Here is a 25859-nt window from a genome sequence, read left to right as displayed (position 1 = left end):
GGAGCGGGCCCTGTCCTGTTCGGGTGCCGGGTCCGGCGTCAGCGGACCGGTGTGCCCTGCGGCTGCGGCGGGGCGATGCCCAGCGCGGTCGTGTACTTGGCGAGGGCGAGCTTGCCGATCGCCGGGTACGCGCCGAGCGCCTCCGCCGTGGCGCAGCCCGCCTCCTCGGCGGCCGCCGCCAGCAGCGCCGCGTCGATCTCCGGGCCGATCAGGTACGGCGCGAGGGCCAGCTGCTGTGAGCCGGACGAACGCAGCTGCTCGGCGACGGAGGTGATCGAACCCTCCTGGTCCAGGGCCGCGGCCATCACCGGCACGGCCAGACGCGCGGCGAGCAGCATGCCGGTGATCCCGGCCGCCTGCACGGCCTCCTCGCCGCCCACGGAGGCCAGGATGATGCCGTCGGCAGCGGTGGCCACGGTGAACAGCCGGGCACGGTCGGCGCGGGCCAGACCGGCCTCGGACAGGCGCACGTGCAGCGCCTCGGCGAGCAGCGGGTGCGGGCCGAGGACATCGGTCAGTTCGGCGGCGACCCGGCTGTCCATCACGGCCTGGCGGACCTGGCGCAGCAGCGCGCTGTCCGGACCGGCCAGCAGCGGGACGACGACCGCGACCGGCCCGTCGGGCTCCTTGACCTCGAGACCGGCGGCGACGGCCTGCTCGTAGCGGGCGGTGCGCTCCTCGGCGGCGTGCGCGAGCACGGCCCGCACGCTCGGAAACTCGCCGTCGTCCCCGTCCAGGTACCCGATCCGGGCATCCAGGCCGGGCAGCTCGGAGCGGGCGATGCTCACGACCTCCTCGGCGAGGCTGCGCGAGACGGCGCTGGGCGCACCGGGCACCGCGAGGACGAGCGCGGGCGCGCCCTCGGGAGCCACCTGCGGTTCCGGTCGGCGGTGCCGTCCGGGCTGGCGGGGTCGCGGCATTCGTACTGGCAGGCCGGACGCGGGTCCAGTGGGGGAGCTCATGGCGTCGCATGTTACTGGCTTCCTGGGCTCCCCTGTTCGGAGAGGGTGCAGGTGAGCGGTTTCCGTCCCGTTTTGTCTGATGAGTTACGTCCCTTAGGCACGTGTTCCGGGCACTTGCCGGACAGATGTGCCACGAAAGTGCTCAATCCCCTTTTGTGGGGACCACGTAGAGCATGGACGGTTCACCCGGCAGGGTGAGCCGCCCGGCCGCCAGCTCGCTCGCGATCCGTACACAGCCGTGCAGCGGATCGCCCTCGGCCGGCACCTGCCGGGCGTGCGGCAGCCTCGCGGCCAACTCCTGGCGCAGGGGTACGAGGAGCGGGTCGCCCATCTTGAAGAGGCCGCCGGTGAAGGCCACTTCGGGCGCACCGGAGGCCGGGCACACCGCCGCGGCGGACTCGGCCATGTTCCGGGCCGCCGCACGCAGGATGCCGGCAGCGACCGGGTCGTGCGGGGCGCAGGCGGCCACCGCGGGGGCGAAGGTGGCCAGCAGCGCGGGGCGGTCGGTGCGCGGGTAGAGAAGGCCGGGCAGTCCCCGCACCGGGCCGAACTGCTCCTCGGCGCAGGCCAGCAGCGGGGCGGAGCCGCCGTCCCGGCCGTCGTGGGCGCGCAGCGCCGCCTCCAGACCGGCCCGCCCGATCCACGCCCCGCTGCCGCAGTCGCCCAGCAGGTGGCCCCAGCCGTCCGCCCGCCGCCAGCCGGTCAGGTCGGTGCCGATCGCGATCAGGCCGGTGCCCGCGGCGACCACGGCACCCGGACGCGGCCCGAGAGCGCCCACGTAGGCCGTCACGGCGTCGGCGGCCAGCGCCACGTGCCGTACGCCCAGCTCCCGGGCGAGCGCGCCGGGCAGTTCGGCGCGCAGGGCGTCGCCCAGGGAGGCGAACCCGGCGGCGCCGACGACGGCCGTGCCCAGTTCGCCCACTCCGGCCTCGGCCGTCAACGCGCGGGCGAGGGGTACTAGTTGCGCCATCAGGTGGGCTGGATCGATGCCCCGCGCACCGGTACGGACCGGCTCGCTCGACTCCCTCTGTGCCGAGGGCGCCTGCCCCGGAATCCCGACGGCGACTCGGAGTCCGGAGCCCCCGGAGTCCACCGCCAGGTAACCGGGGACGGTCACGGCAGACGCCAGTCCACCGGCTGTCCGCCCTGCTGGATCAGCAGGTCGTTGGCCCGGCTGAACGGACGAGAGCCGAAGAAGCCGCGGTCGGCCGACATGGGCGAGGGATGCGCGGACTCCACGGCCGGCAGACTGCCCAGCAGCGGACGCAGATTACGGGCGTCACGTCCCCACAGGACGGACACCAGCGGCTTGCCGCGCCCGGCCAGCGCCCGGATCGCCTGCTCGGTGACCTCCTCCCAGCCCTTGCCGCGGTGGGCGGCCGGGCTGCGCGGTGCCGTGGTGAGCGCCCGGTTGAGCAGCAGCACACCCTGCTGCGTCCACGGGGTGAGGTCGCCGGTGGACGGCTGGGGCAGCCCGAGGTCGGTGTTCAGCTCGCGGAAGATGTTGATCAGGCTCGGCGGCAGCGGACGTACCTCGGGCGCGACCGAGAACGACAGGCCGACCGCGTGCCCCGGGGTCGGGTACGGGTCCTGACCGACGATCAGGACGCGTACCTCGTCGAAGGGCTGCTGGAAGGCGCGCAGGACGTTCGGCCCGGCGGGGAGATAGGTGCGTCCCGCGGCGATCTCCGTGCGCAGGAAGTCGCCCATCGCGGCGATCTGTCCGGCCACGGGTTCCAGGGCCTTCGCCCAGCCCGGTTCGACGATTTCATGCAAGGGTCGTGGTGCCACGGGCGTCACCCTACTGCCGTACACCGGTCGGCGATCAAGCCGCGACCGGAGGCCGACCGAGGATGACCGGACCGTCGACTCGGATGACCGATGCCGCCCTCACCTCCTCTCCCGTGGGCCTACGTGCCAGCCCTCGCATCAGTCGATCACCGCGGCCCGCACGCACAGCACGTCCGGCAGGTGGGAGGCCAGCTGCCGCCAGCTGTCGCCGTCGTCGGCCGAGGCGAACACCTCGCCGTTGCGGTTGCCGAAGTAGACCCCGGCCGGGTCCGCGTCGTCCGTGCAGAGCGCGTCGCGCAGCACGGTGCCGTAGTGGTCCTCCGCCGGCAGGCCCTTCGACAGCGGCTCCCAGCTCTTGCCCGCGTCGGCCGTGCGGAAGACCCGGCAGCGGTGGTCGGCGGGCACCCGGTCGGCGTCGGCGTTGATCGGGAAGACGTACGCGGTCTCGCCGCGGTGCGGGTGGGCGGCCACCGCGAAGCCGAACGTCGACGGCAGGCCCGCGCCGATGTCGGTCCACTGCGCGCCCGCGTCGTCGCTGCGGTACACGCCCCAGTGGTTCTGCAGGTACAGCCGGTCCGGGTCGACCGCGTCCTTGGCGATCTTGTGCACGCACTGGCCGAACTCCGGGTTCGGATCCGGCAGGAACACCGCGGAGACACCGGAGTTGGAGGGCGCCCAGCTCGCCCCGCCGTCCGTGGTCCGGAACACCCCGGCGGTGGAGACGGCGACGGTCACCGCCCGTGAGTCGCGCGCGTCGGTGAGCACCGTGTGCAGGCCCTCACCGCCGCCGCCCGGCACCCACTGGGAGCGGGTCGGGTGCTCCCACAGGGGACGCACCAGCTCGAAGCTCTCCCCGCGGTCCTCGGAGCGGTACAACGCCGCCGGTTCCGTGCCCGCGTACACCACGTCCTCCTCGGCGGCGGCCGGGTGCAGCTGCCAGACCCGCTCCAGCGAAGCCCCGGTGTCCTTGGGGAACCTGACGGCGGGCCGGGCCGGTTCGGTCCAGGTGCGGCCGAGGTCGTCGGAGTGGAACACCGACGGGCCCCAGTGCGCGCTGTCGCCGCCCGCGAGCAGCCGCGGGGTGCCGCCGCGGGTGTCGATGGCGACCGAGTAGACGGCCTGGGCGTTGAAGTAGGGACTGTCGTCGAACTCCCAGGCGCCACCGCGCCGCCGCCCGATGAAGAGGCCTTTGCGGGTGCCCACGGCGAGCAGGACCTCGGTCATGCCGATCACCTCCAGGACGTCTTTGTCCAGGTAGTCGTCAGATACCGGCCAGTCTGCACCCCGCCACTGACAGTCGACCCCGGCGGCAGCGTCGTCGCAGGTCAAGGCGGTGCGGTCGGCCTGTCGTAGAGATCGGCAAGGTGCGTTGCGGCATGCGCCTGCGCGAAGGGGGTGTCTCGTGCGACCGTCGGGGTGACGGCTCGTCGTGAGCAACGGGGCGGCCCTGCCCGTATGGGAGGTCGGTCCGGCCTGTCGGTGCGCTCGTGAGGAGGATGCCTTTGAAGGCGTTCCGTGGTCCCAAGGTGTGGCTGTGGCGCTGGCGGCGCAATCCGCTCAGGCGCCGGGCCGACGTGGTGGAGGCCTGGGTGGTGCTCGCCGCCTGGCTGCTGACCGTCCTGGTCGGGGTGCTGGCCGGGCTCACGGCGGCCCGTTCGGTGGAGCACGGACTGGCCCGGGAGCGGGCCGCCTGGCATCCCGCCGTCGCCCACGTCGTCGCCAAGGCTCCCGGCAGCGCCACCTCCGCGGGCGGCGGCGAGCGGGTCTGGGCCGAGGTCCGCTGGACCGTCGCCGACGGCTCGGCCCACACCGGCCAGGCCCGGGTCGCGCCGGGCAGCAAGGCCGGGACCCCGGTCACGGTGTGGACCGACCCGCAGGGGCACCTGGTCACCCGCCCCACCACCGCCTCCGAAGCCACCTTCCGGGCCACCTTGATAGGCGGCCTGGTGGGAGCGAGCGCCGCCGCCGTCCCCTTCATCGGCGGCCTCGTACTACGCGGCCGCCTGGAGCACCGCCGCATGAACCACTGGGACGCGGAGTGGGCCCGACTGGGGCCGCAGTGGGGCCGGATGACCGGATGACCGCCCTGGGATCTGTCTGGCAGTTACCGTTCCCACCTGCCCCGCGACGCGTGTCACACACGCTCGGACAGGCCCTGGCCACCCGGCGCGCGCCACGCCTACAGCCCCGCCAGCACCTCCCCGCACGTCCTGAGCAGCGCATCGTCCTCGGCGATGTCATGGCTGCCGTAGCCGCCCTCGCGGGCCGTGTGACGCCGTGGGGCGGTCAGTTCGGTCGTCACCAGGTCCCGTAGCGGTGCGGCGGCCGGGCCCATCGCGGCGAGGCACCGGGCGATCGGGCCGCGGGTGCGGGGGTTCTCCGACCAGGCGGCCCGGAACACCGGCAGCACGGGTTCCGGGTCCCGGCCGATGTGCCACAGCGCGCACGCGGCCGACGTCCGCTCCCAGGCCTGCCCCGAGCGGGCCGCCCGCCGCAGTTCCGGCAGGGCCGCGCGGGCGGCCGGACCCAGCCTGCCCAGCTGCCGGGCGGCGAGCCGGCGGCTCCCCGGCTCGCCCTGCGTCAACTCCCGCAACAGGACGGGCAGTACTGCGGAGAGCCCGTCGCCCGCCGACCACAGGGCGCCCGCCGCGGCGGCCGCGTGCCGGGTGTGCAGCAGCTCCCGGAGGACCGGTGCCGCCTGCGCGGCGGCCCCGAGGGCGTCCAGCGTCTCGATGGCCGGTCCGACGAGTCTCTCCCGTGCCCCGAGGCCGTCCGGTGCACCCGACAGGAGGCGCAGCACCTCAGGCACCGCATGCCGGTCGCCCACCGCTCTGAGCGCGGCCAGGAGAGGAGTGGCCAGTGCGTCGGCGGTGGGGGAGTCCAGGGGGACACGGGCCAGATGGTGCCGCAGCGCGGGGGCGAGGGGGACCGCGGCCGGGCCCAGGTGTGCGATCTCGTGCCCCAGGCCACCGGGCACCACCGGGCCCGCCAGCACCTGGGCCAGAACCGGGACCGCCCGTCGGTCGCCGGTCCGGGCCAGGGCCTTGAGCGGGCCGCCGAGGGCGGGCGAGCCGCGCTCCCAGCGGTGCGTCCACAGGTCGGGCCTGGCGGTCACCAGGGCGTGGAGGTCGTCCGCGGCGGGCGCGGCCAGGCCGAACAGCTCCGCCAGGACCGAGACCGCCGCGTCCCGCAACCGGTCCTGCTCCGTGTCCAGTTGGGCGCCGATCAGGGCCACGGGCCCGGCACAGTCGGCGCGCCAGCCGCGGAACAGCGCCGCCGACATGCACACGGCATTGCACCGGTCCATCGGGTCCGGGCTGGTCAACTGCCCGGTGAGCAGGGCGATCCGGTCACCGGTCCGGTCGCCGAGCGCGGTGTGCAGGGTGCGCAGCAGCTGGGCGCCCTCCTCGTCCGAGGGGCGCAGCCGCCGTATCCGGCCCACGAGGGTGTCGTGCCCGGACGGCTCCGGTACCCGGGCGCGGCGCGCCGACCTGTCCCGCAGCAGCCGGACGGCCGTCGGCACCAGGTCGGCCGGGAGCAGGTCCGGGGCGCCCAGGGCGAGCTGGCCGAGCGCGGCCAGCCGCAGCCCGGGGGCGTGGGGCGGGGCGCTCTGCGCGGTCAGGAGGTCCAGCGCGGCGGCGGAGTGTTCCGGGTGCCGGCGTGCCAACAGGCCGAGGGCTTCCGTGAGCGCGAGCAGGACCCGGTCGTCCCGCTCGACCGGGATCCGCTGCCGCAACAGGTCCAGGGCGCGAGCCGGGCCGTCCAGGAACCGTACGACGGCTTCGGCCGCCGCCCGGCGCACCCCTGGGTCCGGATCCCCGAGCAGGGACACAAACACCTCGGAGTCCGCGCGCACCACCTCACGCGCGCGTGCGTCCCCGCTCTCCGCCCCGATGCTGACCAGCAGTTCGACGATGCAGCCCCGGTCCTGCACCGCCTCGCGGCCCGCCAGCGAGCACAGGAAGGGAACGCAGGCCAGCGTCGAGTCGTACACGTTCCCCTCGTGATGCACCGTGCCGTACATGCCGTCGAGCGCGGTCTGCCGCTCGGCGGCGTCAGCGGAGGCCAGTCCCCGTAACCATCCGGGCACGTCCTCCGCGCTGCCGTACGCGTGGTGCAGCGAGGCCCAGTCGACCTCGTCGATCCCCGTGAACACGTTGTCCTCCCCAGACGAGTGCCACCCGATCGCGAGTCTGCACCACGGCACTGACAACGATGCGGAGTCGCGCGCTGACTGTGTGCGATCCGTCGGCTGTCACCGGCCACCGGCGGGATCCGCCCAGGTCGCCCGGGGAGGGGCTCAGTCACGGTCGGGCAGGGCCCGCTCCAGGATCGCGTCCAGGTCGGTTCCGGCGGGCAGCGTGCCGAACGCGTGCCCCCAGTCGCCGCCCAGCCGGGTCGCGCAGAAGGCGTCCGCGACGGCGTGCGGAGCGTGCCGGACCAGCAGCGATGCCTGGAGCGCCAGGGCCGTCCGCTCGACCATCCGGCGCGCGCCCACCTGGTCGGTTTCGGCCAACTGGTCCTTCAGCCCTGCCACGGCCGTGTCCAGCCGGGCGTCCGCCCCGCGCGCGAGGGCGAGTTCGGCGAACAGGGCCTCGGCCGTGTCCGGTTCCCGACCCAGGGCGCGCAGCACGTCGAGCGCGTTGACGTTCCCCGAGCCCTCCCAGATGGACAGCAGGGGAGCCTCCCGGTAGTGGCGGGGCATGCCGGACTCCTCGACGTACCCGTTGCCGCCCAGGCACTCCAGGGCCTCCGCGGTGAACGCCGGGCCCCGCTTGGTGACCCAGTACTTGCCGACGGCGGTGGCGATCCGCCGGAAGGGGCGCTCCCCGGCGTCCCCGCGCACCGCCCGGTCCGCCGCACCGGCGAGCCGCAGGGTGAGCGTCGTCGCCGCCTCCGACTCCAGCGCCAGGTCGGCCAGGACGTTGCGCATCAGCGGCTGGTCGAACAGCCGGGCCCCGAACGCGCTGCGGTGGCGCGCGTGGTGGCCCGCCTCGACGAGCGTCTTGCGCATCAGGGTCGCCGAGGACATGACGCAGTCCAGACGGGTGCAGTTGACCATCTCGATGATGGTCTTCACACCCCGCCCCTCCGGCCCGACCAGCCAGGCCACCGTCCGGTCGAACTCCGGCTCGGAGGAGGCGTTGGACCGGTTGCCGAGCTTGTCCTTGAGCCGCTGGATGCGGAAGGTGTTGCGGCTGCCGTCCGGCAGGATCCGGGGCACCAGGAAGCAGGACAGGCCGCCGGGCGCCTGGGCCAGCACCAGGAACACGTCGCACATCGGCGCGGACGTGAACCACTTGTGGCCCCGCAGCGTGTACACGCCCGGCTCGCCGGTGGGCGTGGCCAGGGTGGTGTTGGTCCGGACGTCCGAGCCGCCCTGCTTCTCGGTCATGCCCATCCCGGCGAGCAGCCCGGGCTTCTCCGTGGGGACGCGCAGCTCGGGGTCGTAGGCGCGGCTGGTGAGCAGCGGTTCGTAGACCTTGGCGAGGTCCGGCTGGGCGCGCAGCGCGGGGACGGCGGCGTACGTCATCGACGTCGGACAGCCGTGTCCGGCCTCCGTGTGCCCCCACACCAGTCCGCCCGCGGTACGGGCCACATGCGCGCCAGAGCGGTCGTCCGCCCACGGCGCGCCGGCCAGGCCCTCGGCGACCGCGGTCCGCATCAGATGGTGCCAGCTGGGGTGGAACTCGACCTCGTCGATCCGGTGGCCGTAGCGGTCGTGGGTGCGCAGCTCCGGCTCGTGCCGGTTCGCCTGCTCGCCCCACTCCTGGGCCTCCTCGCCGCCCGCGCGGAGCCCGAGCTGCCGGATGCCGTCCTCGGCCCACCCGGCACCCTCCCGGCGCAGCCCCTCCAGCAGGGCCCGGTCGTCGGAGGCGTCGTACGGGGCCAGGGGCGGGGCCTGGTTGATGACGTCGTGGGTGGCGTACTGCTGCGGCGGCGACTGCGCGGGAATCGAGACCATGCGACCATGTTGCACTCTTCTTGCGGCTGTAGCAATGATGCAACAAGGAGGCGCACGTACAGTACGTGCCCATGCGCATGAACGTGTCAGCGGAGGCGGGTGAGGCCGCCGGCCTGCGGCCGCTGTCCGCGCGGTCGGTGGTGCTGAGCCTGCTGCTGGGCGCGCATCCGCCCGAGCTGCCGGTGAAGGACCTGGTCCGGCTGGTGGAGCCCTTCGGCGTCGGCGGCTCCACGCTGCGGGCCGCGCTGAGCCGGATGGTGGCCGCCGGGGACCTGCGCCGCACGGACGCCGTGTACCGGCTCAGTGGCCGGCTGCTGGCCCGTCAGCGCCGCCAGGACGAGGCGCTGCGTCCCCGCACGCGCCCGTGGGACGGCGACTGGGAGATGGTGGTGATCACGGCGACCGGCCGCGGCCCCGCCGAACGGGCCGACCTGCGCGCGCGGTTGGCCGCCCTGCGCCTGGCCGAACTCCGCGAGGGCGTATGGCTGCGCCCGGCCAACCTCGACAGGCCCCTGCCCGGCGACCTCGCGCGCGTGGCCGAGTCGTACACCGCCCGCCCCGACGACTCACCCCTCGACCTGGTGGCCCGCCTGTGGCCGCTGGACGCCTGGGCCGCCACCGCGCGCACCCTGCTCGCCCACGCCGCCGACTCCCATCACCCGGCCGACCGCCTCACCGCCTTCGCCGCGGCCGTACGACACCTGCTCACCGACCCCGTTCTCCCGCCCGCACTCCTGCCACCGGACTGGCCGGGGGAGGCCCTTCGCACGGCCTACGCGGGCTACCAGGAGGAACTGGCCGCGTCGGTGGGGCTGCGCGGGGACCGCTGAGCGCGATCTCGGCAAGGTCGGCCCTGCGGGCGCGGCTCGCAACGGAGGCGAACGCCACCCCCGAGGTGTGACCGGCCTGGCACACAGGAGCTGAGGGTCGCCGTCCGCGCCGGACGACGACCCCCGGGTGCCTACTTGTAGGTGATGTCCGACGACGCGTACTTGCAGTAAGTCCCGTCAGGACCCGAGCCGTTGGTGGTCGGTTCCTTGCCGGTGTTGTTGCCGACGTACTTCTGGCACGGAACGATCTTCTTGCTGGAGTCGCCGACGATGGTGATGTTCTTCAGGGTCGCGCTGTCGCCGTAGTTGGTGTTGATGCCGACGAGCTTGTTGCCCTTGTAGGTCGCCTCGATGGAGTTGAGGTTGATCGTGCGCTTGTACTGCGTCTTGCAGTTGCCGCACGAGCGGGCGAAGGTGCCGAAGTTCTGCACCGCGAAATTGGAGACGTTCAGCGTTCCGGCGCCGTTGAACTGGAACACCTTGTCGCTGGCCTCCTTCGCCCCGCCGCCGCTGACGGTGTAGACGTTGGAGGACGAGGAGCCGAGGAAGGTGGCCGCGTCCTCGCCGACGTCCTCCCACCAGACGTTCTGCAGTGTGCAGCTGCCGAGGCAGTGGATGCCGTCGGCGGCCGGGGCGCCGATGATGACGTTCTTCAGGACCGCGCCGGGGGCGAGTTCGAGGAGCGGGTCCTGGTCCTCGTTCTGGCCGCCGGTGCCGAGGTCCCCGGAGCCGTAGAGGCGCTTCATCCCGTAGTCCTTGGTGCCGGAGACCGGGATGGTGGCGGTGACCGCCTGACTGCCGTTGGCCGTGGGCCAGGTCGCGGCGTTCGCCGTGGCTCCGTCAGTCATGATCATGCCAACCGAGAGGCCGAGGGCGGCGAGTCCGCCCAGCAGGGCGCGCACGGATCCGGTGCGCGAGGGTGCTCGTGAGGTCATGTCCCGAATGCCTTCCTCCGAGTGGGGGTGGTCAGATCCGTCCGGCGCCCGCGCCGGCCGTCACCGAGGCCACGACGGTGGACGCGGGCTCGGCGGTGTAGCCGTAGGGCGGGCTGGTGAAGGTGCCGGTGCGCGAGACCTCGGTCGCGGCTCCGCCGAGGTCGTTGCCGCGCAGGTTGGCGTAGCCGTCCACGTCGCTGTCCCGGCTGGTGGTGACGGCGACCTGGGTGTCGCGGAAGACGTTGTTCTCGACCAGCATCTGCGCGCCCATCCGCGAGTGCACGGCGGTCTCGGCGCCGACGACGTAGTTGTCGTAGAAGTGCCCGGTGCCGAAACGCAGGCTGGGGATGCGGGAGTTGACGTTGTCGAACCAGTTGTGGTGGTACGTCACCCGCAGATGCCCGGTGTCCTCGCTCGCGTTGTTGTCGCTGTGGCCGACGAGCGAGCCCTTGTAGTGGTCCTTGAAGGTGTTCCAGGAGACGGTCACGTAGTCGGACGCGTGCGTGATGTCGACCAGGCCGTCGTAGTGGTCCTTGCCGTGATCACGGTCCGAGGACAGGGAGTTGTGGTCGATCCACACCTTCGTCGAGCCCTGCACGGTGATCGCGTCGGTCTTGACGGCCTTGCTGATGTTCAGGTTGCGGATGACGACGTTGGCGACCTTCTTCAGGCGCAGTCCGCCGCCGGTGAAGCCGGAGGACGAACCGACGCCCAGGACCGTGGTGTTGGAGCCGATGTCGACCTGACCGCTGAGCGAGATCAGGCCGTTGACCTTCACCACCTTCGCCGAACCGCCGGCCACGGCCGCCTTGAAGGCGTCCAGGGTGGAGACGGTCACCGCCGTGGCGCTGCCGCCGCCGGTCGTCCCGGCGCCGAACCCGACGGGCGAGGCGGCGGCCGCCCCGGCGGCCTGGGGTGACACGAGTGCGGCGGCGGCGCCGAGGGCCACGGCGGCGGCCGCCGGCGCGATGAGTCGTTGTGTTCGCATGCGGGTGCGTCCCTTCCAGTGGGGGTTGGTTGTGTACGTGAACGACGTACGCCATCTGGAACGCCTGTGGGGGTGGAGTGACCGGTTGGGGTTGATTCGAGATCCTCTCGGTCACGCTGATGAACGGACCGTAGGGGGCAAGCGCTTTCTAGTCAACGCCTCGCGCACGGCTGTTTTCGGTCGGCGGGCAAGTGTGTGGGAGCGCTTCCATGGCGCGCATGTCCATGCCACGATGCCGGAAGTTCCCCCGCACGACGCCGCACGAGCCGCGATCAGAAGGGACGAACGACGTGCCCCCCACAGCCGGCGACACCCCCAATCGCCAGAGAACACCGCTGCGTTCGGCGCTGCTCGCACTCCTCGGAGCGCTGCTGCCCCTGCTCGCGGCGCTGACCCTGGCCGCACCCCCGGCCGCCGCCCGCACCGAGGCCGTCCCCACGGCCACCCTCACCGAGGTCACCGGCTTCGGCGACAACCCCAGCAACCTGCAGATGTACGTGTACGTCCCGAGCGGCGTCACCGCGCATCCGGCGGTCGTGGTGGCCGCCCACTACTGCACGGGCTCGGGGCCGGCGATGTACTCCGGCACCGAGTGGGCCTCCCTGGCCGACCAGTACGGGTTCGTCGTCGTGTACCCGTCGGTGACCCGCGCCGGCAAGTGCTTCGACGTCTCCTCGCCGCAGGCGCTGCGCCGCGGCGGCGGCAGCGACCCGGTCGGCATCAGGTCGATGGTCGACTGGGTGACCCACACCTACGCGGCCGACACCGGCCGGATCTTCGTCACCGGCATCTCCTCCGGCGCGATGATGACGAACGTCCTGCTCGGCGACTACCCCGACGTGTTCGCCGCGGGCGCCGCCTTCTCCGGCGTGCCCTTCGGCTGCTTCGCCACCACCGACGGCTCCGAGTGGAACAGCGCCTGCTCCGGCGGCACCGTCACCCACACCCCGCGGGAGTGGGGCGACCTGGTGCGCGCCGCCTACCCCGGATACACCGGCCCCCGGCCGCGGATGCAGCTGTGGCACGGCACCGCCGACGACACGCTGCGCTATCCCAACTTCGGCGAGGAGATGAAGCAGTGGACCGATGTGCTCGGCGTCGGCCAGACCCCCGCCGCCACCGACACACCCCAGTCCGGCTGGACCCGCACCCGCTACGGCGGCACCGGTGACCGGGCACCTGTCGAGGCGATCAGCCTCCAGGGCGTGGGGCACAACCTCTACTCCTACGGCATGGCCTCCCGCGCCCTCGCCTTCTTCGGCCTCGGCGGCGACGGCCCCGCGCCCCAACCTCCCGCCGGCGCCTGCAAGGTGACGGTCACCACCAACGCCTGGAACACCGGCCTGACCGCCTCCGTCACCATCACCAACACCGGCACGACGACGATCAGCGGCTGGAAACTGGACTTCACCCTGCCGGCCGGCCAGACCATCACCAGTGGCTGGAACGCCACGTACAGCCCGTCCTCCGGTGCGGTGACGGCGACCGGCCTCTCGTACAACGGCACGCTCGCGCCGAACGCGAGTGTCGGTATCGGCTACCAGGCCACCCACACCGGCAACAGCGCGGCACCCACCGCCTACACGCTCAACGGCACGGAATGCACGGTCGGTTGACGCAACCACGGAGAAGGGCGCCCATGAAGCCACCCAGCAGAGCCCCGCTCGCCACCCTGCTCACCACCTGCGTCCTCGTGCTCACCCTGGTCGTGACGTCCTCGGCGCTCAGGGCACTGCTGGACAGGACGAACTCGGCCCGCCCCATGGCCACTTCGGCCACAGGCCGGCACTGGGTGAACACCTGGACCGGGATGCCGCAGCTGACCGAGCCGGCGAACCTGCCGCCCGCGCCCTTCACCGGTGACAAGTCGGTGCTGACCGACACCACACTGCGGCAGACCGTCCGCGTCACCACCGGCGGCCACCGCATCCGGCTGCGGCTCTCCAACGCCTACGGCGACACCCCGCTGCCGCTGACCGCCGTGACCGTGGCGCTGCCGAGCGGCGGACAGGCCGGCGTCAGCGCGATCGAGCCGGACAGCCTGCGACGGGTCACCTTCGCCGGGCGGGACGCGGCCACCGTCCCCGTCGGTGCCCAACTGGTCTCGGACCCGCTCGACTTCGACCTGCGCGCCGGATCCGACCTGACCGTGACGGCGTACACCGCACAGGGCCAGCCGTCGCTGGCGCTCACCTCGCACCCGGGCTCGCGCACCACCTCGTACCTGCTGCACGGCGACCACACCCGGGACGACGACCTCCCGGACGCGACCCCGGTCAACCACTGGTATCTGCTCAGCGACGTCGAGGTGCTCGCGCCCGGCGGCATCGAGGCGGTGGCCGTCGTGGGCGACTCGCTCACCGACGGCCGCGGCTCCACCACCAACGGCAACGACCGCTGGCCGGACCAGTTCTTCGACCGGCTCCGGAACCGCGCCGCCACCTCGGACATCGCCGTCCTCAACCAGGCCGCCGGCGGCAACCGGGTCCTCAACGACGGGCTCGGCCCCAACGTCCTGGCCCGCCTCGACCGTGACGTCCTCTCCCGCAGCGGGGTCTCCTGGCTGATCCTCTTCGAGGGCGTGAACGACATCGGCACCGCCGCCGCCACCCCCGAGGCCCAGCGCGCGGTCACCGACGACCTGATCGCCGGTTACCGGCAGATCGTGGTCCGCGCCCACGCCCAGGGCATCCGCGTCTACGGTGCGACCCTGACGCCGTTCGGGGGCAACACCCCCTACGACGACCCGGCGGGGGAGCGGGAGGCGTCCCGACAGCGCGTGAACACCTGGATCCGCACCCCCGGCCACTTCGACGCGGTGATCGACTTCGACCGGGCCGTACGGGACCCGGCCCAGCCGAGCCGACTGCTGCCCGACCTCCAGGTCGGGGACGGGCTGCATCTCAACCCGAAGGGGTACGGGGTGCTGGCGGGGGCGGTTCCCGAGAGGCTGTTCCGGCGGTGAGGTGAGCAGTTCAGCGGGCCGGGGCGGCGGTCCTGGCGGTGCGGTGGTCCAGGGCCGGTGCGGACAGGGACTCCTCCGCCGCCAGGGCCGTCGGGTGGATCGGGAAGATCCTGTCCAGCCTCGTGATGCGGAAGTGCTTCCGGACCTGCCCCTGGGCTCCGCTCAGGGCCAAGTGGCCGCCGTGCGCGCGCAGGCGCTTGAGAGCGCCGACGAGGACCCCGGTGCCGGGGCTTTCGATGAAGTCGACCTCCCGCATGTCGATGGCCAGCAGGAAGCGCCCGTCGTTGATCAGGCCGACCAGGACCTCCCGCAGGGTCACGCATGTGTACACATCCAGTTCGCCCGCAAGCGTCACCACGGTGACCGAGGCGGAGACGTGCTCGTACACGATGCTCAGGCGGCCGTCGACGATCGGTTCCACGGGCTACTCCCTGTCTCACAGCGACATGACCAACGTACGTGTCCAGGCGACGAGCTGGCGCACGATTCGCTCGGTCCGTGCGCCTCCGTTCCGCAGGAACGGCAGCACGACGAGCGCCGGCAGACAGGCGAGTGTGGCCAGCAGCAGGGGCAGCACCAGCAGGGCACGCAGGGCGGCCGACGGAACGGGAAAGGGGATCAACCGAGCCTCCACGAGCGGGAATCGCGGCGCCGACTGGACGAGGCGCCGTCGTTGATCAGAGGATGGCTGCCTGCGAGCGGTCGACGACCGGTGGCGACGAGAGGCCGCCGGGACGCCGCCCGGACGGGGAACGGGGCGATGAGTAGCGACGAGAGCGGCGGCGCAGGACGCAAACCCCGCCCGGTGGCGCCGCCGCGGCTGCCGCCGGGAGCGTTGCGGGAGTTCAAGCGGTATCTGTACCGGCTGTACCTGTCCGCCGGCACGCCCAGCCTGGACCGGATCGCGGAGACGGCCGCCCTCGACGACTCCCTGCCCGGCGCCCCGAGCCGGGACACCGTGGGGCGACTCCTCACCGGTGCGAAACTCCCCGGCCTGCACGACGCCGAGTCGGTCACCGCGGTGCTGGCCCGCCTCATGGACCGCGACCCGGCCGAAACGGTCGTACGGATACGGGAGTTGTGGATCGAGGCGAAGGAGCGCCCCGGGCCGCCCCCGCGCACCGCCGAGGCGTGGGGCGCCGCCCGGCTCGGTGTGCACCACGCGGTGGACGTGGACGGCGCCGGCTTCGACCGGCTCACCCCGTACATCGAGCGGACCCACGACGAGACGGTGCGTGAGCGCCTGCGGTGTGCCAGGGGCGGCGAGGCGGTACTGGCCGTGCTCGTCGGCCAGTCGTCGACCGGCAAGACCCGGTCGGCCTTCGAGGCCGTGCGCATTGAACTGCCCGACTGGCCCGTCCTGTTCCCGTCCGGTCCGCGCGAACTCCTCGACTGGGTCGCGGGCGACGCGGTGGACGCCGGATCGGTGATCTGGCTGAACGAGACACAGCGCTACCTGACCGGACCCGCCGGCGAGGACGTGGCCGAGTCCCTGGCCGGCCTCCTCGGCCGGACGGCCCCACTCGCCGTCCTCGGCAGCATGTGGCCCGAGTACGCGCGCCGTATCGCGGCCCCGGGCGGCGACGACCACTTCCACGCCCGTGCCCTGCTGCGCGCCCACCACGCCGAGATCCTCGTCCCGGACCACCTCGGCGGCAGCCTGGGCCGGGCCAGGAAGGCGGCCGCGCACGACCCGCGGCTGCGGGCGGCGCTGGCGGCGGCCGGTGAACCGGCGCGGGTCATCCAGCAGTTGACCGGTGGTCCGGAGCTGGTACGGCAGTACGAGATGGGACCGGGCAACGCCTTCTCCGAGATCGAGCACGCGATCGTCACGGCGGCCGTCGACGCGCGGCGCCTCGGCCACGCGGCCGCGCTGTCGCCCGAACTGCTCGCGGCGGCCGTCGTCGGCTACCTCCCGTCCACGGCCCGCGTCACCGGGGACACCGAGTGGTTCGCGGCCGCCGTCCACGCGCTCAGCTCCGCCGACGGCGGCCGGCTGCCCGCCCTGGTCCCCGACCGGGTCGCACCGGGCGTGGGCGCAGCCGACGGCTACCACCCCGCCGACTACCTCGACCAGAGCGTGCGCCGCGCCCGCGCCCACCTCGCCCCACCCGCCGAACTGTGGGAGGCGGCCGAGGCCCACGGCCGTACCGCGGACGACCTGTACGCCATGGGCGGGGAGGCGCGTGCGCGCTGCCGCCACGGACACGCGCTACGGCTCTACCGGCGCGCCCTCGACCGGGGAGCCGACGCCCGGCCCGCACTGGCGCTGCTGTGGGAGGAGGCCGGCGACCGGGCGGCGGCGGAGTCGGTGGCCGCGGACAGCGGGTGGGCCTGGGCCGTGCTGGCCGGGGTGCGCGAGGGCCATGACGACGGCGCCGGAGCACTGCGGGCCCATGAACGGGCAGCGCTGGCGGGCGAGCCCTCGGCGTGGGACTTCCTCGCCCGGCTGCGCGAGTACGTCGGTGACCGGGCGGGCGCCGAGGAAGCCGCCGTGGCCGCGGCGGAGCAGGGGCATACCCGGCCGTGGCTGGCGCTGGCCCGGCGGCGTGAGCGGACGGGTGACGAGGCCGGCGCGCTCGCGGCGTACACCCGTGCGGTGACGGCCGGGGACCCCTGGGGCTGGATGGGCAGAGCGCGGTGGTACGACAGGACGGGACGCGACGCCGAAGCCGAGACCGCCTATCTGGAGGCCGCCGACGCGGGTGTCCCCACGGCCTGGTCCTCCCTGGTGCACCTCCGGTGGCGGGCCGGGGACCGGAAAGGCGCGGAAGCCGCGGCCACGCGGGCCGCCGGACTCGGGAACGCAGAGGGGTGGAGCGCACTGATGCGGTACCACCGGCAGCGGGGGGAGACCGCCGCGGCCGAGCACGCCTGCCGGCTGGCCGCCGCGGCCGGGTCGACCGGCGCGCTCGCCCATCTGGCGCTGCTCAGGGAGGAGAGCGGGGACACCGAGGGCGCCGAGGAGGCCGCCGTACGGGCCGCGCGGTTCGGCCATGCCGAGGCCTGGTGGACCCTGGCCCGGGTACGGGAGGAAGCGGGACAGAGCGCGTCGGCCGACCTCGCGGCGGCCCGGGCCGCCCGGGCCGGGGACACCGAGGCATGGATCGCGCTCGCCCGGATCCGGGAGCGGACCGGCGACACCGAAGGAGCCGAACGCGCCGCCGACGAGGCCGCCGAGCACGGCTCCGGGGACACCTGGGCCACGCTCGCCCGGATCCGGGAGCGTGCGGGCGACCGGGAGGGCTCCCTGCGCGCCGTCCGGGCGGCCGTCGCCGCGGGCGGCTCGGGAGTCTGGTCCGCTCTGGGGCAGGTCAGGGAGGACCGCGGCGACGGGCCGGGCGCCGAGGTGGCCTACCGCGAGGCGGCCGACGCGGGCGACACGGCCGCGTGGACCGCGCTGGGCCGCCTGCACGAAGAGGCCGGTGACCGGCGGCGCGCGGAGCGGTGCTATCGCACGGGCGTCGACGCCGGCGACTCCGAGGCCTGGGAGGGCCTGTTGCGCGTCACCGGCGGCGACCCACCGCCGCCACTCCACGGACGGTTCGGGCTGGACGCGGCGGGCGGCTTCGCCGCGTCACTGTCCGGCCACGGACACGCCGTCCGCCTCGGCGACGGCGGCTGAACCGGCCTTCCCCGGCAGATGGTTGAACAGCAGGTTCAGTGCGATGGCCGTCAGACACCCCGCGCTGATCCCGCTGTTCATCACCGTCTGGAACCAGTCCGGGAACTTCGCGTACACCGTGGGCACGCCCACCGGCAGCATGCCGACCGCCACCGAAACGGCCACCACCGTCAGGTTGTTGTTGCCCTTGAAGTCGACGCGGGCCAGCGTACGCAGCCCGCTCGCCGCGACCGTCCCGAACATCACCAGGCCCGCCCCGCCGAGCACCGGCGCGGGGATCGCCGCGACCACCGCGCCCAGCTTGGGCAGCAGACCGAGCAGGACGAGGAGGCCGCCGGCCGCCGCGACCACCCAGCGGCTGCGCACCCGGGTCATCCCGACCAGGCCCACGTTCTGGGCGTACGCCGTGTACGGGAAGGTGTTGAACACCCCGCCGAGGACGGTCGACAGGCCGTCCGCGCGCAGCCCGTCGGCCAGCGAGCGCGGCTCGACCCGGCGGCCGGTCATCTCGCCGACCGCGATCAGGTCACCGGTCGTCTCCGTCATCGTCACCAGGGCCACCACCAGCATGGACACGATCGCGGACGCCTTGAACGTGGGCGCCCCGAAGTGGAACGGCGTGCTGATCCCCACCCAGTCCGCGTCCCCGACCCCGCCGAAGTCCGTGAACCCGAACGGCACGGCGACCGCCAGACCCACCGCGATGCCGATCAGTACGGCGATCCGGCTGAGGAAGACCGGCGCGAACCGCTGCACGCCGAGCACGACCGCCAGGACGAAGGCCGCGAGTGCCAGGTTCTTCGGCTCCCCGAAGTCCTTCGCACCGACACCGCCCGCGGCCCAGTTGCCCGCGACCGGCAGCAGCGAGACCCCGATGATCAGGATCACCGTGCCGGTGACCAGCGGCGGGAAGAAGCGCAGCAGCCGGCCGAAGACGGGTGCGAGCAGCACGATCGCGAGTCCCGCGACGATCACCGAGCCGTAGATCGCGGGCAGTCCGCCGCCCGTCGTCCCGATGAGCACCATCGGCGACACGGCCGCGAACGTGCAGCCCTGCATGATCGGCAGCCGGACCCCGAACCGCCAGAACCCGACGCACTGGATCAGCGTGGCGATGCCGCACACCAGCAGATCGGCGGTGATCAGATACGCCAGGTCGGCGGGCGACAGCTTCATCGCACCGCCCACGATCAGTGGCACCGCGACGGCGCCCGCGTACATCGCGAGCACATGCTGCAGCCCGAAGGCCGCAAGCCGGCCCACCGGTGGTATCTCGTCGACGGGGTGCACTTCTGCGGTCGTGGCCATGGGGACTCCAGAGCGGCGGGTGGGGAGTGACATCCGAACAGCACGAGACCGTAAGGTCCTTGAACAGTTTGTTGATGTCAAGGGTGTTGCCGTTGTGTGTCATGCCCACCTGGAAGCCGCCGGCTCCGACCCGGCCTAGGCCGACCGCGCAGCCCCCAGCAGCGCGTCCCAGTCGGCCAGCTTGACCACGCTCCGGCCGAGCCGTGCGCCCAGTGCGGCCTCGGCGCGCTCGATCGCCTGCCACCCCGCCCACGGCACCGGTTCGACACCCGCCGCCCGCAGCGCCTCCAGCGGGTTCTCCGGCACCTCCCGGCGTACGAGCGCGGGCGCGTCCGCGAGCAGGGAGGTCGCCGTCTCCTTGGCGCACGGCCGGTTGGTGCCGATGACACCGGTCGGGCCGCGCTTGATCCAGCCGGCGACGTACTCGCCCGGCGACGCGACGCCGTCGCGCAGGACACGGCCCTCCGCGTGCGGCACGGTGCCGGTCGACGCATCGAACGGCAGCCCCTCCAGCGGCACTCCGCGATAGCCGACCGAGCGCAGCACCAACTGGGCCGCGACGTCCTCGTACCGTCCCGTGCCCGTGATGCCGCCGCGCCCGTCCGGCGCCGTCCGCTCGAAGCGCACGGCGCCCACCCTGCCGGCGTCGTCCGCGAGCAGTTCCACGGGCCGCAGGAAGAACCGCAGCCGTATCCGCCGGGCCGTCTGCCGGGGCGGGGCCGCCGCCCAGCCGCGCAGCGCCTCCACGTTGCGGCGCTGCACGGCGGGCAGCGCGGAGGGATCCGCATACGCCGGGTCCAGCGCCAACTCGTCCGGATCGAGGCTGACTTCGGTGTCCGGCAGGCCGCCCAGCTCGCGCAGCTCCTTGGTGGTGAAGCGGGCCTGTGAGGGGCCGCGCCGGCCCACCATGTGGACCTCGCCGACCCCGCTCGCGGCCAGCGTGTCCAGCGCCGCCTGCGGCATGTCCGTCGGACGCAGCTCACCGGCTCCCCGCACCAGCATCCGCGTGACGTCCACGGCCACGTTGCCCACGCCGATGACCACCGCGGACCGGACCCCGCGCACGAACCCGGCGTCGGCCGCGTCCGGATGCGCGCTGTACCAGGACACGAACTCGGTCGCCGACCAGCTGCCCGGCAACTCCTCGCCGGGAATCCCGAGGTGGCGGTCGGTGGCGGCGCCCACGCAGTACACGACCGCGTGGTACAGGCTCCGCAGCCGCGCCACGGGCAGCCCGCCGGGTCCGCCCACCCGGACCCCGCCGAGGAACCGCACCCGGTCGTGCTCCAGCACCGTGCGCAGGTTGCCCTGCAGGGACTTGATCTTCTCGTGGTCCGGGGCGACGCCGTAGCGCACCAGCCCGTAGGGGCACGGCAGCCGGTCCAGTACGTCCACCCGCACCTCGGGATCGAGCTGGACCAGGGTCTGAGCGGTGTAACACCCGCTCGGCCCGGATCCGACGACGGCGACACGCAGCACGGCGGTACTCCTTGCCCGAAGGAGGAGGGTGTGCGGACGGCTCCAGCATGGCACCGCCGGGCCCGCAACGGCAGAGGCCGGCAGGGTGACCCGGACAAATTGTGATCATGCGGTTACGTTGCGTGTGTGCACTGAAAAGGAGAGTCGGGCGACGAGTGGACCGGGGATCCGTTACTCGGACCGCTCCTCGGTCGCGAAGAACCGCGACAGGTCCTGCCCCTGATCCGACCCGGTGTCCATGTCGCTCCCCGGCGGCATGCCCTGCTCCCAGTCGAGCCCGTACCGCTGGAACAGCTCGGCCCGCAGCGTCGGCACGGGCATCGGCGCCCCCGGCACCAACGCCGCGTACACCGCCCCCATCAGCAGAGCCCGCAGCAGGGGATAGTCGGCCGTCACGTCGTGGGAGCCGTACCGGGCGACGGTGTCGCTCAACAGCTCGGCCAGGCGCCGCTGCTCCGGGCACGGCACGAAACCCTCGGCCTGGAGCAGCCCCGCCATGTGCTGCCGCATGAGCACCGGCCGGTCGCGGGTGAGGCCCAGGATCGCGTCGATGGCCCGGGCCAGCCGCTCCCGGCCGTCCTCGGTGTGCGGCTCCCGCTCCAGCGCCTCCTCCAGCGTGCGGTGCATCAGCCGGTGCACGGCGGACTGCACCAACTGGCGCTTGCCGGGGAAGTAGTACGACACCAGTCCGCGCGCCGAGCCCGCCCGGTCCGCGATGTCGGCCAGCGTGGTGGCCTCGAAGCCGTGCTCGTCGACCAGCTCCACCGCGGCCTGTAGCAGCCGCTCCCTGGAACGACGGCGCAACTCTTCATTGACCGAGGCGCTGCGCGGGGACATCCTGTAACTCCTGCGTTGACTGGCTGCCAGCCAACTATACTCAGCGCAGTGGCACCGCTGTGCGCGGGAGCCAGTTCGGGGCTGCCGTCCGTCTGGGGCGACGCGGGGGATCGTCTCAGGCGGGCGGCGCATGAGCCCGGCGTTCGTACCCTCAGGCCACCAGGTCCAGCACCGGCAGCAGTGCGTCGGGCCGCTGCGCCACCGGCAGATGGTCCACGAAGTGCACCCGGCAGCCCAGCGCGGCAGCCCCGCCGTCCGCCACCCTGCTGTCACCGACCATCAGCACCTGCCGCGGATCGACGTCCAGTGCCGCGCAGGCGGCCTCGAAGAGCCGCGGGTCCGGCTTCTGCACGCCGTGTTCGTACGACAGCACATACGCGTCCACGTAGGCGTCGAGCCCGTGCTCACGGAAGACCGGGCGCAGGTCCCAGCCGATGTTGCTGACCACGCCGACGCCGATCCCGCGCTCGCGCAGCGTGCGCAGCACCTCGGCGGTGTCCGGGTACGGCGACCAGGCGGCGGGGGACTTGTGCCGCTCGTACAGCGCGTCGTGCAGGCCCGGGCCGGGCAGTGGCACGCGGCGCGACAGTCCGGTGTAGGCGGCCCGGTGCAGCCGGGCGCTCTCGTCCCGCACCGCCCACACACCGGCGAGGTCCGCCGGCACCTCGACGGGGTCCGCCCCGCCCGGCAGCGCACCGGCCGCCTCCAAGGCCTTCGCGGTGTCGGCGAGTTCGGGCTCGGCCAGTGTCAGGCCGGTCTCCTTCAGCCCGGCCCGCAGCCAGGATTCGGTGGACTCGATGCGGAACAGGGTTCCCGAGAAATCGAAGAGCACGGCAGCCATGCGCCGGACTCTACCCGCGCGGTGACCGCGCCCGGCCGCCCCGCGGCCACTCGTACACCGTCACGGCCAACGCCACCACCAGCGCCCCGAACAGCCAGCCGCCCACGACGTCCGAAGGCCAGTGGACGCCCAGCCACACCCGGGTCAGGCCCACGCCGGCCACCGAGACGACGGCCACGGACACGGCCGTACGCCACAGGGCGCGGCCCGCGCCGAAGCGGTGCAGCAGCCACAGCAGGAGTCCGCAGACCACGGTGGCCGTCATGGCGTGCCCGGAGGGGAACGCCGCGTAGTGCGCGCTGTCGACGGGATCCGGCCAGATCGGGCGGGGCCGGTCGACGGCGGCCTTCACCGACTGCTGCACGATGGTGCCCAGGGCGACCGTGACCGCCAGCCACAGCGCCGTCCACCAGGCCGCGCGGCGCCACACCAGCCAGCCGGCCGCGGCCGCGCACACCAGACGCATGGTCAGCGGGTCCCAGACCCAGTCCGTCAGGATGCGGAAGGCATGCGTGAGACCGTGTTCGCGGACCGCCCAGCGGTGCGTGGTGCGCGAGACGTCGCCGTCCAGGCCGAGCAGCGGATGCCACCGGATGGCGACGAGCACCAGCAGCAGCCCGCCACAGCCGGCGAGCGCGACGGCCACGACGGCCGCGGCGCGGTGGGCCGACGGGCGGGGCGAAGGGTCTGCGGGCTGGTGGGGCATGCGGCGATCTTCGTCGACGAGACGGGCCGGGGGCCACTTGCCGGACCCTTCGGTTCCGCCGGCCTCCCCCGGAGGCCCGGGGGTTCACATCGTCAGCAGCATCGCGACCATCCCGATCCCCATCGACAGCCGGCACGCCCTTGCCAGCTCCGGACGGTCGCCCCAGCGCACGGCCCCCGTCGTGCCCGCCGTCGCGGCGGCGGGCACCAGCCGGGCGCCGGACAGCAGCACATAACCGGTGAAGTAGAGCAGGAGCGCGCCCGTCACCAGCGGCACTCCGGCGCCGATGTGCGGGTGGTGGTGGGCGGCGGGCGAGGTGGGGGAGGCCGCCATGACGAGGGACACGTAGACCATCGCCACCGTCCCCACCACATGGTGCAGATGGTGCGGGCCGCTGCGCGCGGCCCACAGGGCGCGCAGCGCCGCCGCGCCGAACACGGCCGCGTACAGCGGCCAGGCCCAGCCCGGCGGGGTGAACACCGCGGCGGGCACGGCCATCGCGGCCATGCCGAACCCCATGAGCGCCTCGCCGCCCGCGGCGCGGCGCTGCTCCTCGACGGCGCTGCGCATCCGCAGCAGGCAGTAGGCGCCGGTCGCCGCGCACAGCGCGACCAGCAGCCAGGCGGCCGACACCGGTCCGTGCACGCGCACACCTCCACGCTCGACGGTCGGTCGAGGAATGCGATGCCCGCGCCACGCGGGGCGCATGCGAGCGCAAGGGGGTACACGGGGAGCATTCGCCGGAGCACAGCAGGTGAGGCAGGAGGCAACCGACAACTGATCCAAATCATTTACGAGTAAAACACATGCTAAATTGATGGTATGAGCAGTGCGACCCGTCATCGTCTTCCCCTCGCCGGCGTGCTCCGCCTCGGGCGGCCCTCCGACATCTGGTTCAAGCCCGCGCTGAGCGCGGTCGCCGCGGTCGCCCCGCCCAACCTGACCCTGCTGGCGCTCGGGCGTCTCGACCTCGCCATGTACACGATGGCGGGATCCCTGTGCGCGCTCTACGGCCACAACCGGCCCTACGCCGCCAGGGCCCGGGCCCTGGCCTGGGTGGTGCTCGGCATGGTCGGCGGCCTCGCCGTCGCCCTGCTCGCGGCTTCGCTCACCAGCGACGCCGTCGTGCTGGTCACCGTCGGCGCCCTCCTGGCCGCCGTACAGAAGACGGTGTGCGACGCCACCCGCATCGGTCCGCCCGGCAACGTGGTCCTCACCTTCATCAGCTCCGCCTCCCTGTTCGCACCGCAGAGCCTCGGCCAGGTCCCCGGCCATGTCGGGCTGGCCCTCGCGGCCGGCACCTGGGCCTGGCTGGTCGGCATGGCACCCGGGCTGCTGCGCCCGCACGGCCCCGAGCGCCGCGCCACCGCCCAGGCCCTGAACGCGGCCGCCGTGTACGCCGCCACGCGCGGTACCGCCGAGGGCCACGCCCGGGCCCGCGCCGCGAGTGCCGCCGCCATCCACGCGGCCTGGCAGTCCCTGCTGGCCGCGGGCACCCGCCCGGACCGCACCCGGCGCACCCTCGAACGGCTCCTGATCCGCGCCGAGGTCGCCCTGGCCGCCCCCGCCGACACCGACCCGGAACGGCTGCGCGCCTGGGCCCGGGACCTGCGCGGAACCGGCCCGGTCGCCGGGATCGAGACCCCGCACGACCCGACCGGCGAGCTGCTCGGCGTGGACGCCGAACTCGCCTTCCCGCGCCGCCCGTTGCGGCACCGGCTCGCCCCGCTCGCGCCCCTCGCCGCCCGCACCGCGATCGGCTGCGCCCTCGCCGGATACGCCTCCCTCGCCATGGGAGTCGGCCGCCCCTACTGGGCGCTGGTCACCGCCGCCTCCCTCTACCAGGCCAACGTCACCCTCACCTGGAGCCGGGGCATCCAGCGCGTCGTCGGCAACCTGGTCGGCGTCCTCGTCTTCGCCGCGGTCACCCCGCTCGCCCATCTCCACCCGGCGGCCCTGGTGCTGCTCTGCCTCGCCTTCAACTTCGGCGCCGAGGCGCTGATGAGCCGCAACTACTGGCTCGGCAGTGTGTGCGTCACGCCGATGGCCCTGCTCATCACCGAGTTCGCCCGCAGCCAGGACCCCGGCCGGCTCATCACCGAGCGCATCGCGGACACCCTCGTGGGCGCGTTGGTCGGCTTCGTCGCGGCCGTGGCCGTCACCAACCGGCGCGCCGGCGACCGCATCGAACACGCGCTGACCACGGTCGAACACGCCCGCGAACACGCCGCCCGCCTGCTCGCCGAGCCGCACCCGGAACCCCGAGCCCTGGAGACCGCTCACCGCACCCTCGCCGCCGCACTGGTCGACCTGCGCGCCACGGCCGACGCCGCCTCCGGCGAGTGGTGGCAGCGCACCCTGCCCACGGAGCGGGTCGTGCTCGCCGAACAGTCCGGACACCGTACGCTCGCCGCGACGGCACGACACCAGGGGCGCGCACCCCTGAACCACGACACGGGCAGGACAACGGAGGACGCACGGCCATGACGCCGACGAACGGACGACCACCGGCCGGGGACGCAGCGGGCATGGGGCAGACGGGCGGCGGGGACGCTGCGGGCGGTCGGCAGGCGGGGGCCGGGGGTGCTGCGGGCGGTGGGCAGGCGGGGGCCGGGGGTGCTGCGGGC

The 25859-nt window shown here is 73.6% G+C and carries 22 protein-coding genes; 6 read left to right on the top strand and 16 right to left on the bottom strand.

Going from position 1 to position 25859, the window contains the following annotated elements:
* Positions 1-38 precede the first annotated feature (38 nt).
* From BEK98_RS22620 to BEK98_RS22605, 4 genes are all read right to left on the bottom strand, one after another.
* Positions 39-962, bottom strand: a complete 924-nt coding sequence (locus BEK98_RS22620; RefSeq protein WP_094218465.1) for a sirohydrochlorin chelatase — start codon at positions 960-962, stop codon at positions 39-41.
* Positions 963-1104: 142 nt separating this feature from the next.
* Positions 1105-2079, bottom strand: a complete 975-nt coding sequence (locus BEK98_RS22615; protein ID WP_094218464.1) for an N-acetylglucosamine kinase — start codon at positions 2077-2079, stop codon at positions 1105-1107.
* Positions 2076-2753 (bottom strand): uracil-DNA glycosylase, encoded by a 678-nt coding sequence (locus BEK98_RS22610; protein ID WP_094218463.1) that lies wholly within the window; start codon positions 2751-2753, stop codon positions 2076-2078. Before BEK98_RS22610 ends, BEK98_RS22615 begins: the two co-directional genes overlap by 4 nt.
* A gap of 138 nt (positions 2754-2891) precedes the next feature.
* Entirely contained in the window at positions 2892-3977 is a 1086-nt protein-coding gene (locus BEK98_RS22605; RefSeq protein ID WP_167444233.1) for a WD40/YVTN/BNR-like repeat-containing protein, read from the bottom strand.
* A gap of 278 nt (positions 3978-4255) precedes the next feature.
* Here BEK98_RS22605 and BEK98_RS22600 point away from each other — a divergent pair, with 278 nt between their 5' ends.
* The gene (locus BEK98_RS22600; protein WP_094218462.1) at positions 4256-4834 is read left to right on the top strand and encodes an Rv1733c family protein; all 579 of its coding nucleotides are present in this window, start codon (positions 4256-4258) and stop codon (positions 4832-4834) included.
* A 98-nt stretch (positions 4835-4932) separates the two neighbouring features.
* Here the strand turns inward: BEK98_RS22600 and BEK98_RS22595 are convergent, their stop codons facing one another.
* Both BEK98_RS22595 and BEK98_RS22590 read right to left on the bottom strand, forming a co-directional pair.
* Entirely contained in the window at positions 4933-6909 is a 1977-nt protein-coding gene (locus BEK98_RS22595) for a HEAT repeat domain-containing protein (RefSeq protein ID WP_094218461.1), read from the bottom strand.
* Positions 6910-7053: 144 nt separating this feature from the next.
* Entirely contained in the window at positions 7054-8718 is a 1665-nt protein-coding gene (locus tag BEK98_RS22590; protein ID WP_094218460.1) for a DNA alkylation response protein, read from the bottom strand.
* Between the two features lie 71 nt (positions 8719-8789).
* Between BEK98_RS22590 and BEK98_RS22585 the strand changes: the two genes are divergently transcribed.
* On the top strand, positions 8790-9548 hold the full coding sequence (locus tag BEK98_RS22585; protein WP_094218459.1) for a PaaX family transcriptional regulator C-terminal domain-containing protein: 759 nt from the start codon (positions 8790-8792) through the stop codon (positions 9546-9548).
* A gap of 131 nt (positions 9549-9679) precedes the next feature.
* Here the strand turns inward: BEK98_RS22585 and BEK98_RS22580 are convergent, their stop codons facing one another.
* A complete protein-coding gene (locus tag BEK98_RS22580) occupies positions 9680-10483 on the bottom strand; it encodes a pectate lyase (RefSeq protein WP_094218458.1) in 804 nt (267 codons plus the stop codon).
* Positions 10484-10514: 31 nt separating this feature from the next.
* Positions 10515-11471 (bottom strand): pectate lyase family protein, encoded by a 957-nt coding sequence (locus BEK98_RS22575; RefSeq protein ID WP_094218457.1) that lies wholly within the window; start codon positions 11469-11471, stop codon positions 10515-10517.
* A gap of 290 nt (positions 11472-11761) precedes the next feature.
* On the opposite strand from BEK98_RS22575, the gene BEK98_RS22570 reads away from it, so the two are divergent.
* Together BEK98_RS22570 and BEK98_RS22565 are read left to right on the top strand one after the other, a co-directional pair.
* Positions 11762-13087 (top strand): extracellular catalytic domain type 1 short-chain-length polyhydroxyalkanoate depolymerase, encoded by a 1326-nt coding sequence (locus BEK98_RS22570; protein ID WP_244201933.1) that lies wholly within the window; start codon positions 11762-11764, stop codon positions 13085-13087.
* Positions 13088-13110: 23 nt separating this feature from the next.
* Positions 13111-14436 carry an SGNH/GDSL hydrolase family protein gene (locus tag BEK98_RS22565; RefSeq protein ID WP_094218456.1) on the top strand — a complete coding sequence of 442 codons (1326 nt, stop codon included), beginning with the start codon at positions 13111-13113 and terminating at the stop codon, positions 14434-14436.
* A 10-nt stretch (positions 14437-14446) separates the two neighbouring features.
* Here BEK98_RS22565 and BEK98_RS22560 read toward each other — a convergent pair whose 3' ends face one another.
* Complete coding sequence (locus BEK98_RS22560) at positions 14447-14857, bottom strand: STAS domain-containing protein (protein ID WP_425276621.1); 411 nt, start codon at positions 14855-14857, stop codon at positions 14447-14449.
* A 15-nt stretch (positions 14858-14872) separates the two neighbouring features.
* Positions 14873-15058 carry a hypothetical protein gene (locus BEK98_RS22555; protein WP_094218455.1) on the bottom strand — a complete coding sequence of 62 codons (186 nt, stop codon included), beginning with the start codon at positions 15056-15058 and terminating at the stop codon, positions 14873-14875.
* Positions 15059-15196: 138 nt separating this feature from the next.
* Here BEK98_RS22555 and BEK98_RS22550 point away from each other — a divergent pair, with 138 nt between their 5' ends.
* The gene (locus BEK98_RS22550) at positions 15197-18061 is read left to right on the top strand and encodes a hypothetical protein (RefSeq protein ID WP_143684145.1); all 2865 of its coding nucleotides are present in this window, start codon (positions 15197-15199) and stop codon (positions 18059-18061) included.
* On the opposite strand, the gene BEK98_RS22545 is transcribed toward BEK98_RS22550, so the two are convergent.
* From BEK98_RS22545 to BEK98_RS22520, 6 genes are all read right to left on the bottom strand, one after another.
* On the bottom strand, positions 18014-19369 hold the full coding sequence (locus BEK98_RS22545) for a nucleobase:cation symporter-2 family protein (protein ID WP_094218453.1): 1356 nt from the start codon (positions 19367-19369) through the stop codon (positions 18014-18016). The genes BEK98_RS22550 and BEK98_RS22545 overlap by 48 nt on opposite strands.
* A 135-nt stretch (positions 19370-19504) precedes the next feature.
* On the bottom strand, positions 19505-20848 hold the full coding sequence (locus BEK98_RS22540; RefSeq protein ID WP_094218452.1) for an FAD-dependent oxidoreductase: 1344 nt from the start codon (positions 20846-20848) through the stop codon (positions 19505-19507).
* 171 nt (positions 20849-21019) lie between these two features.
* Complete coding sequence (locus BEK98_RS22535; RefSeq protein ID WP_094218451.1) at positions 21020-21685, bottom strand: TetR/AcrR family transcriptional regulator; 666 nt, start codon at positions 21683-21685, stop codon at positions 21020-21022.
* A gap of 151 nt (positions 21686-21836) precedes the next feature.
* A complete protein-coding gene (locus tag BEK98_RS22530) occupies positions 21837-22526 on the bottom strand; it encodes an HAD family hydrolase (RefSeq protein ID WP_094218450.1) in 690 nt (229 codons plus the stop codon).
* A 10-nt stretch (positions 22527-22536) separates the two neighbouring features.
* Positions 22537-23232: a phosphatase PAP2 family protein gene (locus tag BEK98_RS22525; protein ID WP_208643196.1), complete on the bottom strand. Its 696-nt coding sequence runs from the start codon at positions 23230-23232 to the stop codon at positions 22537-22539.
* 84 nt (positions 23233-23316) lie between these two features.
* Positions 23317-23877 carry a DUF5134 domain-containing protein gene (locus BEK98_RS22520; RefSeq protein ID WP_094218449.1) on the bottom strand — a complete coding sequence of 187 codons (561 nt, stop codon included), beginning with the start codon at positions 23875-23877 and terminating at the stop codon, positions 23317-23319.
* A gap of 177 nt (positions 23878-24054) precedes the next feature.
* On the opposite strand from BEK98_RS22520, the gene BEK98_RS22515 reads away from it, so the two are divergent.
* Entirely contained in the window at positions 24055-25719 is a 1665-nt protein-coding gene (locus BEK98_RS22515; protein ID WP_094218448.1) for an FUSC family protein, read from the top strand.
* Positions 25720-25859: the final 140 nt, after the last annotated feature.

It is taken from the genome of Streptomyces diastatochromogenes (assembly GCF_002242805.1).
GTDB lineage: Bacteria > Actinomycetota > Actinomycetes > Streptomycetales > Streptomycetaceae > Streptomyces > Streptomyces diastatochromogenes.
The sequence above is the reverse complement of the archived record's forward strand: the minus strand, read 5'-3'. Positions and strand labels throughout refer to the sequence as shown.

Excerpts from the sequence above, each read along its gene's own strand:
- BEK98_RS22620 (WP_094218465.1), bottom strand. The coding sequence starts at position 962 with ATGAGCTCCCCCACTGGACCCGCGTCCGGCCTGCCAGTACGAATGCCG.
- BEK98_RS22605 (WP_167444233.1), bottom strand. The coding sequence starts at position 3,977 with ATGACCGAGGTCCTGCTCGCCGTGGGCACCCGCAAAGGCCTCTTCATC.
- BEK98_RS22590 (WP_094218460.1), bottom strand. The coding sequence starts at position 8,718 with ATGGTCTCGATTCCCGCGCAGTCGCCGCCGCAGCAGTACGCCACCCAC.
- BEK98_RS22585 (WP_094218459.1), top strand. The coding sequence starts at position 8,790 with ATGCGCATGAACGTGTCAGCGGAGGCGGGTGAGGCCGCCGGCCTGCGG.
- BEK98_RS22580 (WP_094218458.1), bottom strand. The coding sequence starts at position 10,483 with ATGACCTCACGAGCACCCTCGCGCACCGGATCCGTGCGCGCCCTGCTG.
- BEK98_RS22575 (WP_094218457.1), bottom strand. The coding sequence starts at position 11,471 with ATGCGAACACAACGACTCATCGCGCCGGCGGCCGCCGCCGTGGCCCTC.
- BEK98_RS22565 (WP_094218456.1), top strand. The coding sequence starts at position 13,111 with ATGAAGCCACCCAGCAGAGCCCCGCTCGCCACCCTGCTCACCACCTGC.
- BEK98_RS22550 (WP_143684145.1), top strand. The coding sequence starts at position 15,197 with ATGAGTAGCGACGAGAGCGGCGGCGCAGGACGCAAACCCCGCCCGGTG.
- BEK98_RS22545 (WP_094218453.1), bottom strand. The coding sequence starts at position 19,369 with ATGGCCACGACCGCAGAAGTGCACCCCGTCGACGAGATACCACCGGTG.
- BEK98_RS22535 (WP_094218451.1), bottom strand. The coding sequence starts at position 21,685 with ATGTCCCCGCGCAGCGCCTCGGTCAATGAAGAGTTGCGCCGTCGTTCC.
- BEK98_RS22530 (WP_094218450.1), bottom strand. The coding sequence starts at position 22,526 with ATGGCTGCCGTGCTCTTCGATTTCTCGGGAACCCTGTTCCGCATCGAG.
- BEK98_RS22525 (WP_208643196.1), bottom strand. The coding sequence starts at position 23,232 with ATGCCCCACCAGCCCGCAGACCCTTCGCCCCGCCCGTCGGCCCACCGC.
- BEK98_RS22515 (WP_094218448.1), top strand. The coding sequence starts at position 24,055 with ATGAGCAGTGCGACCCGTCATCGTCTTCCCCTCGCCGGCGTGCTCCGC.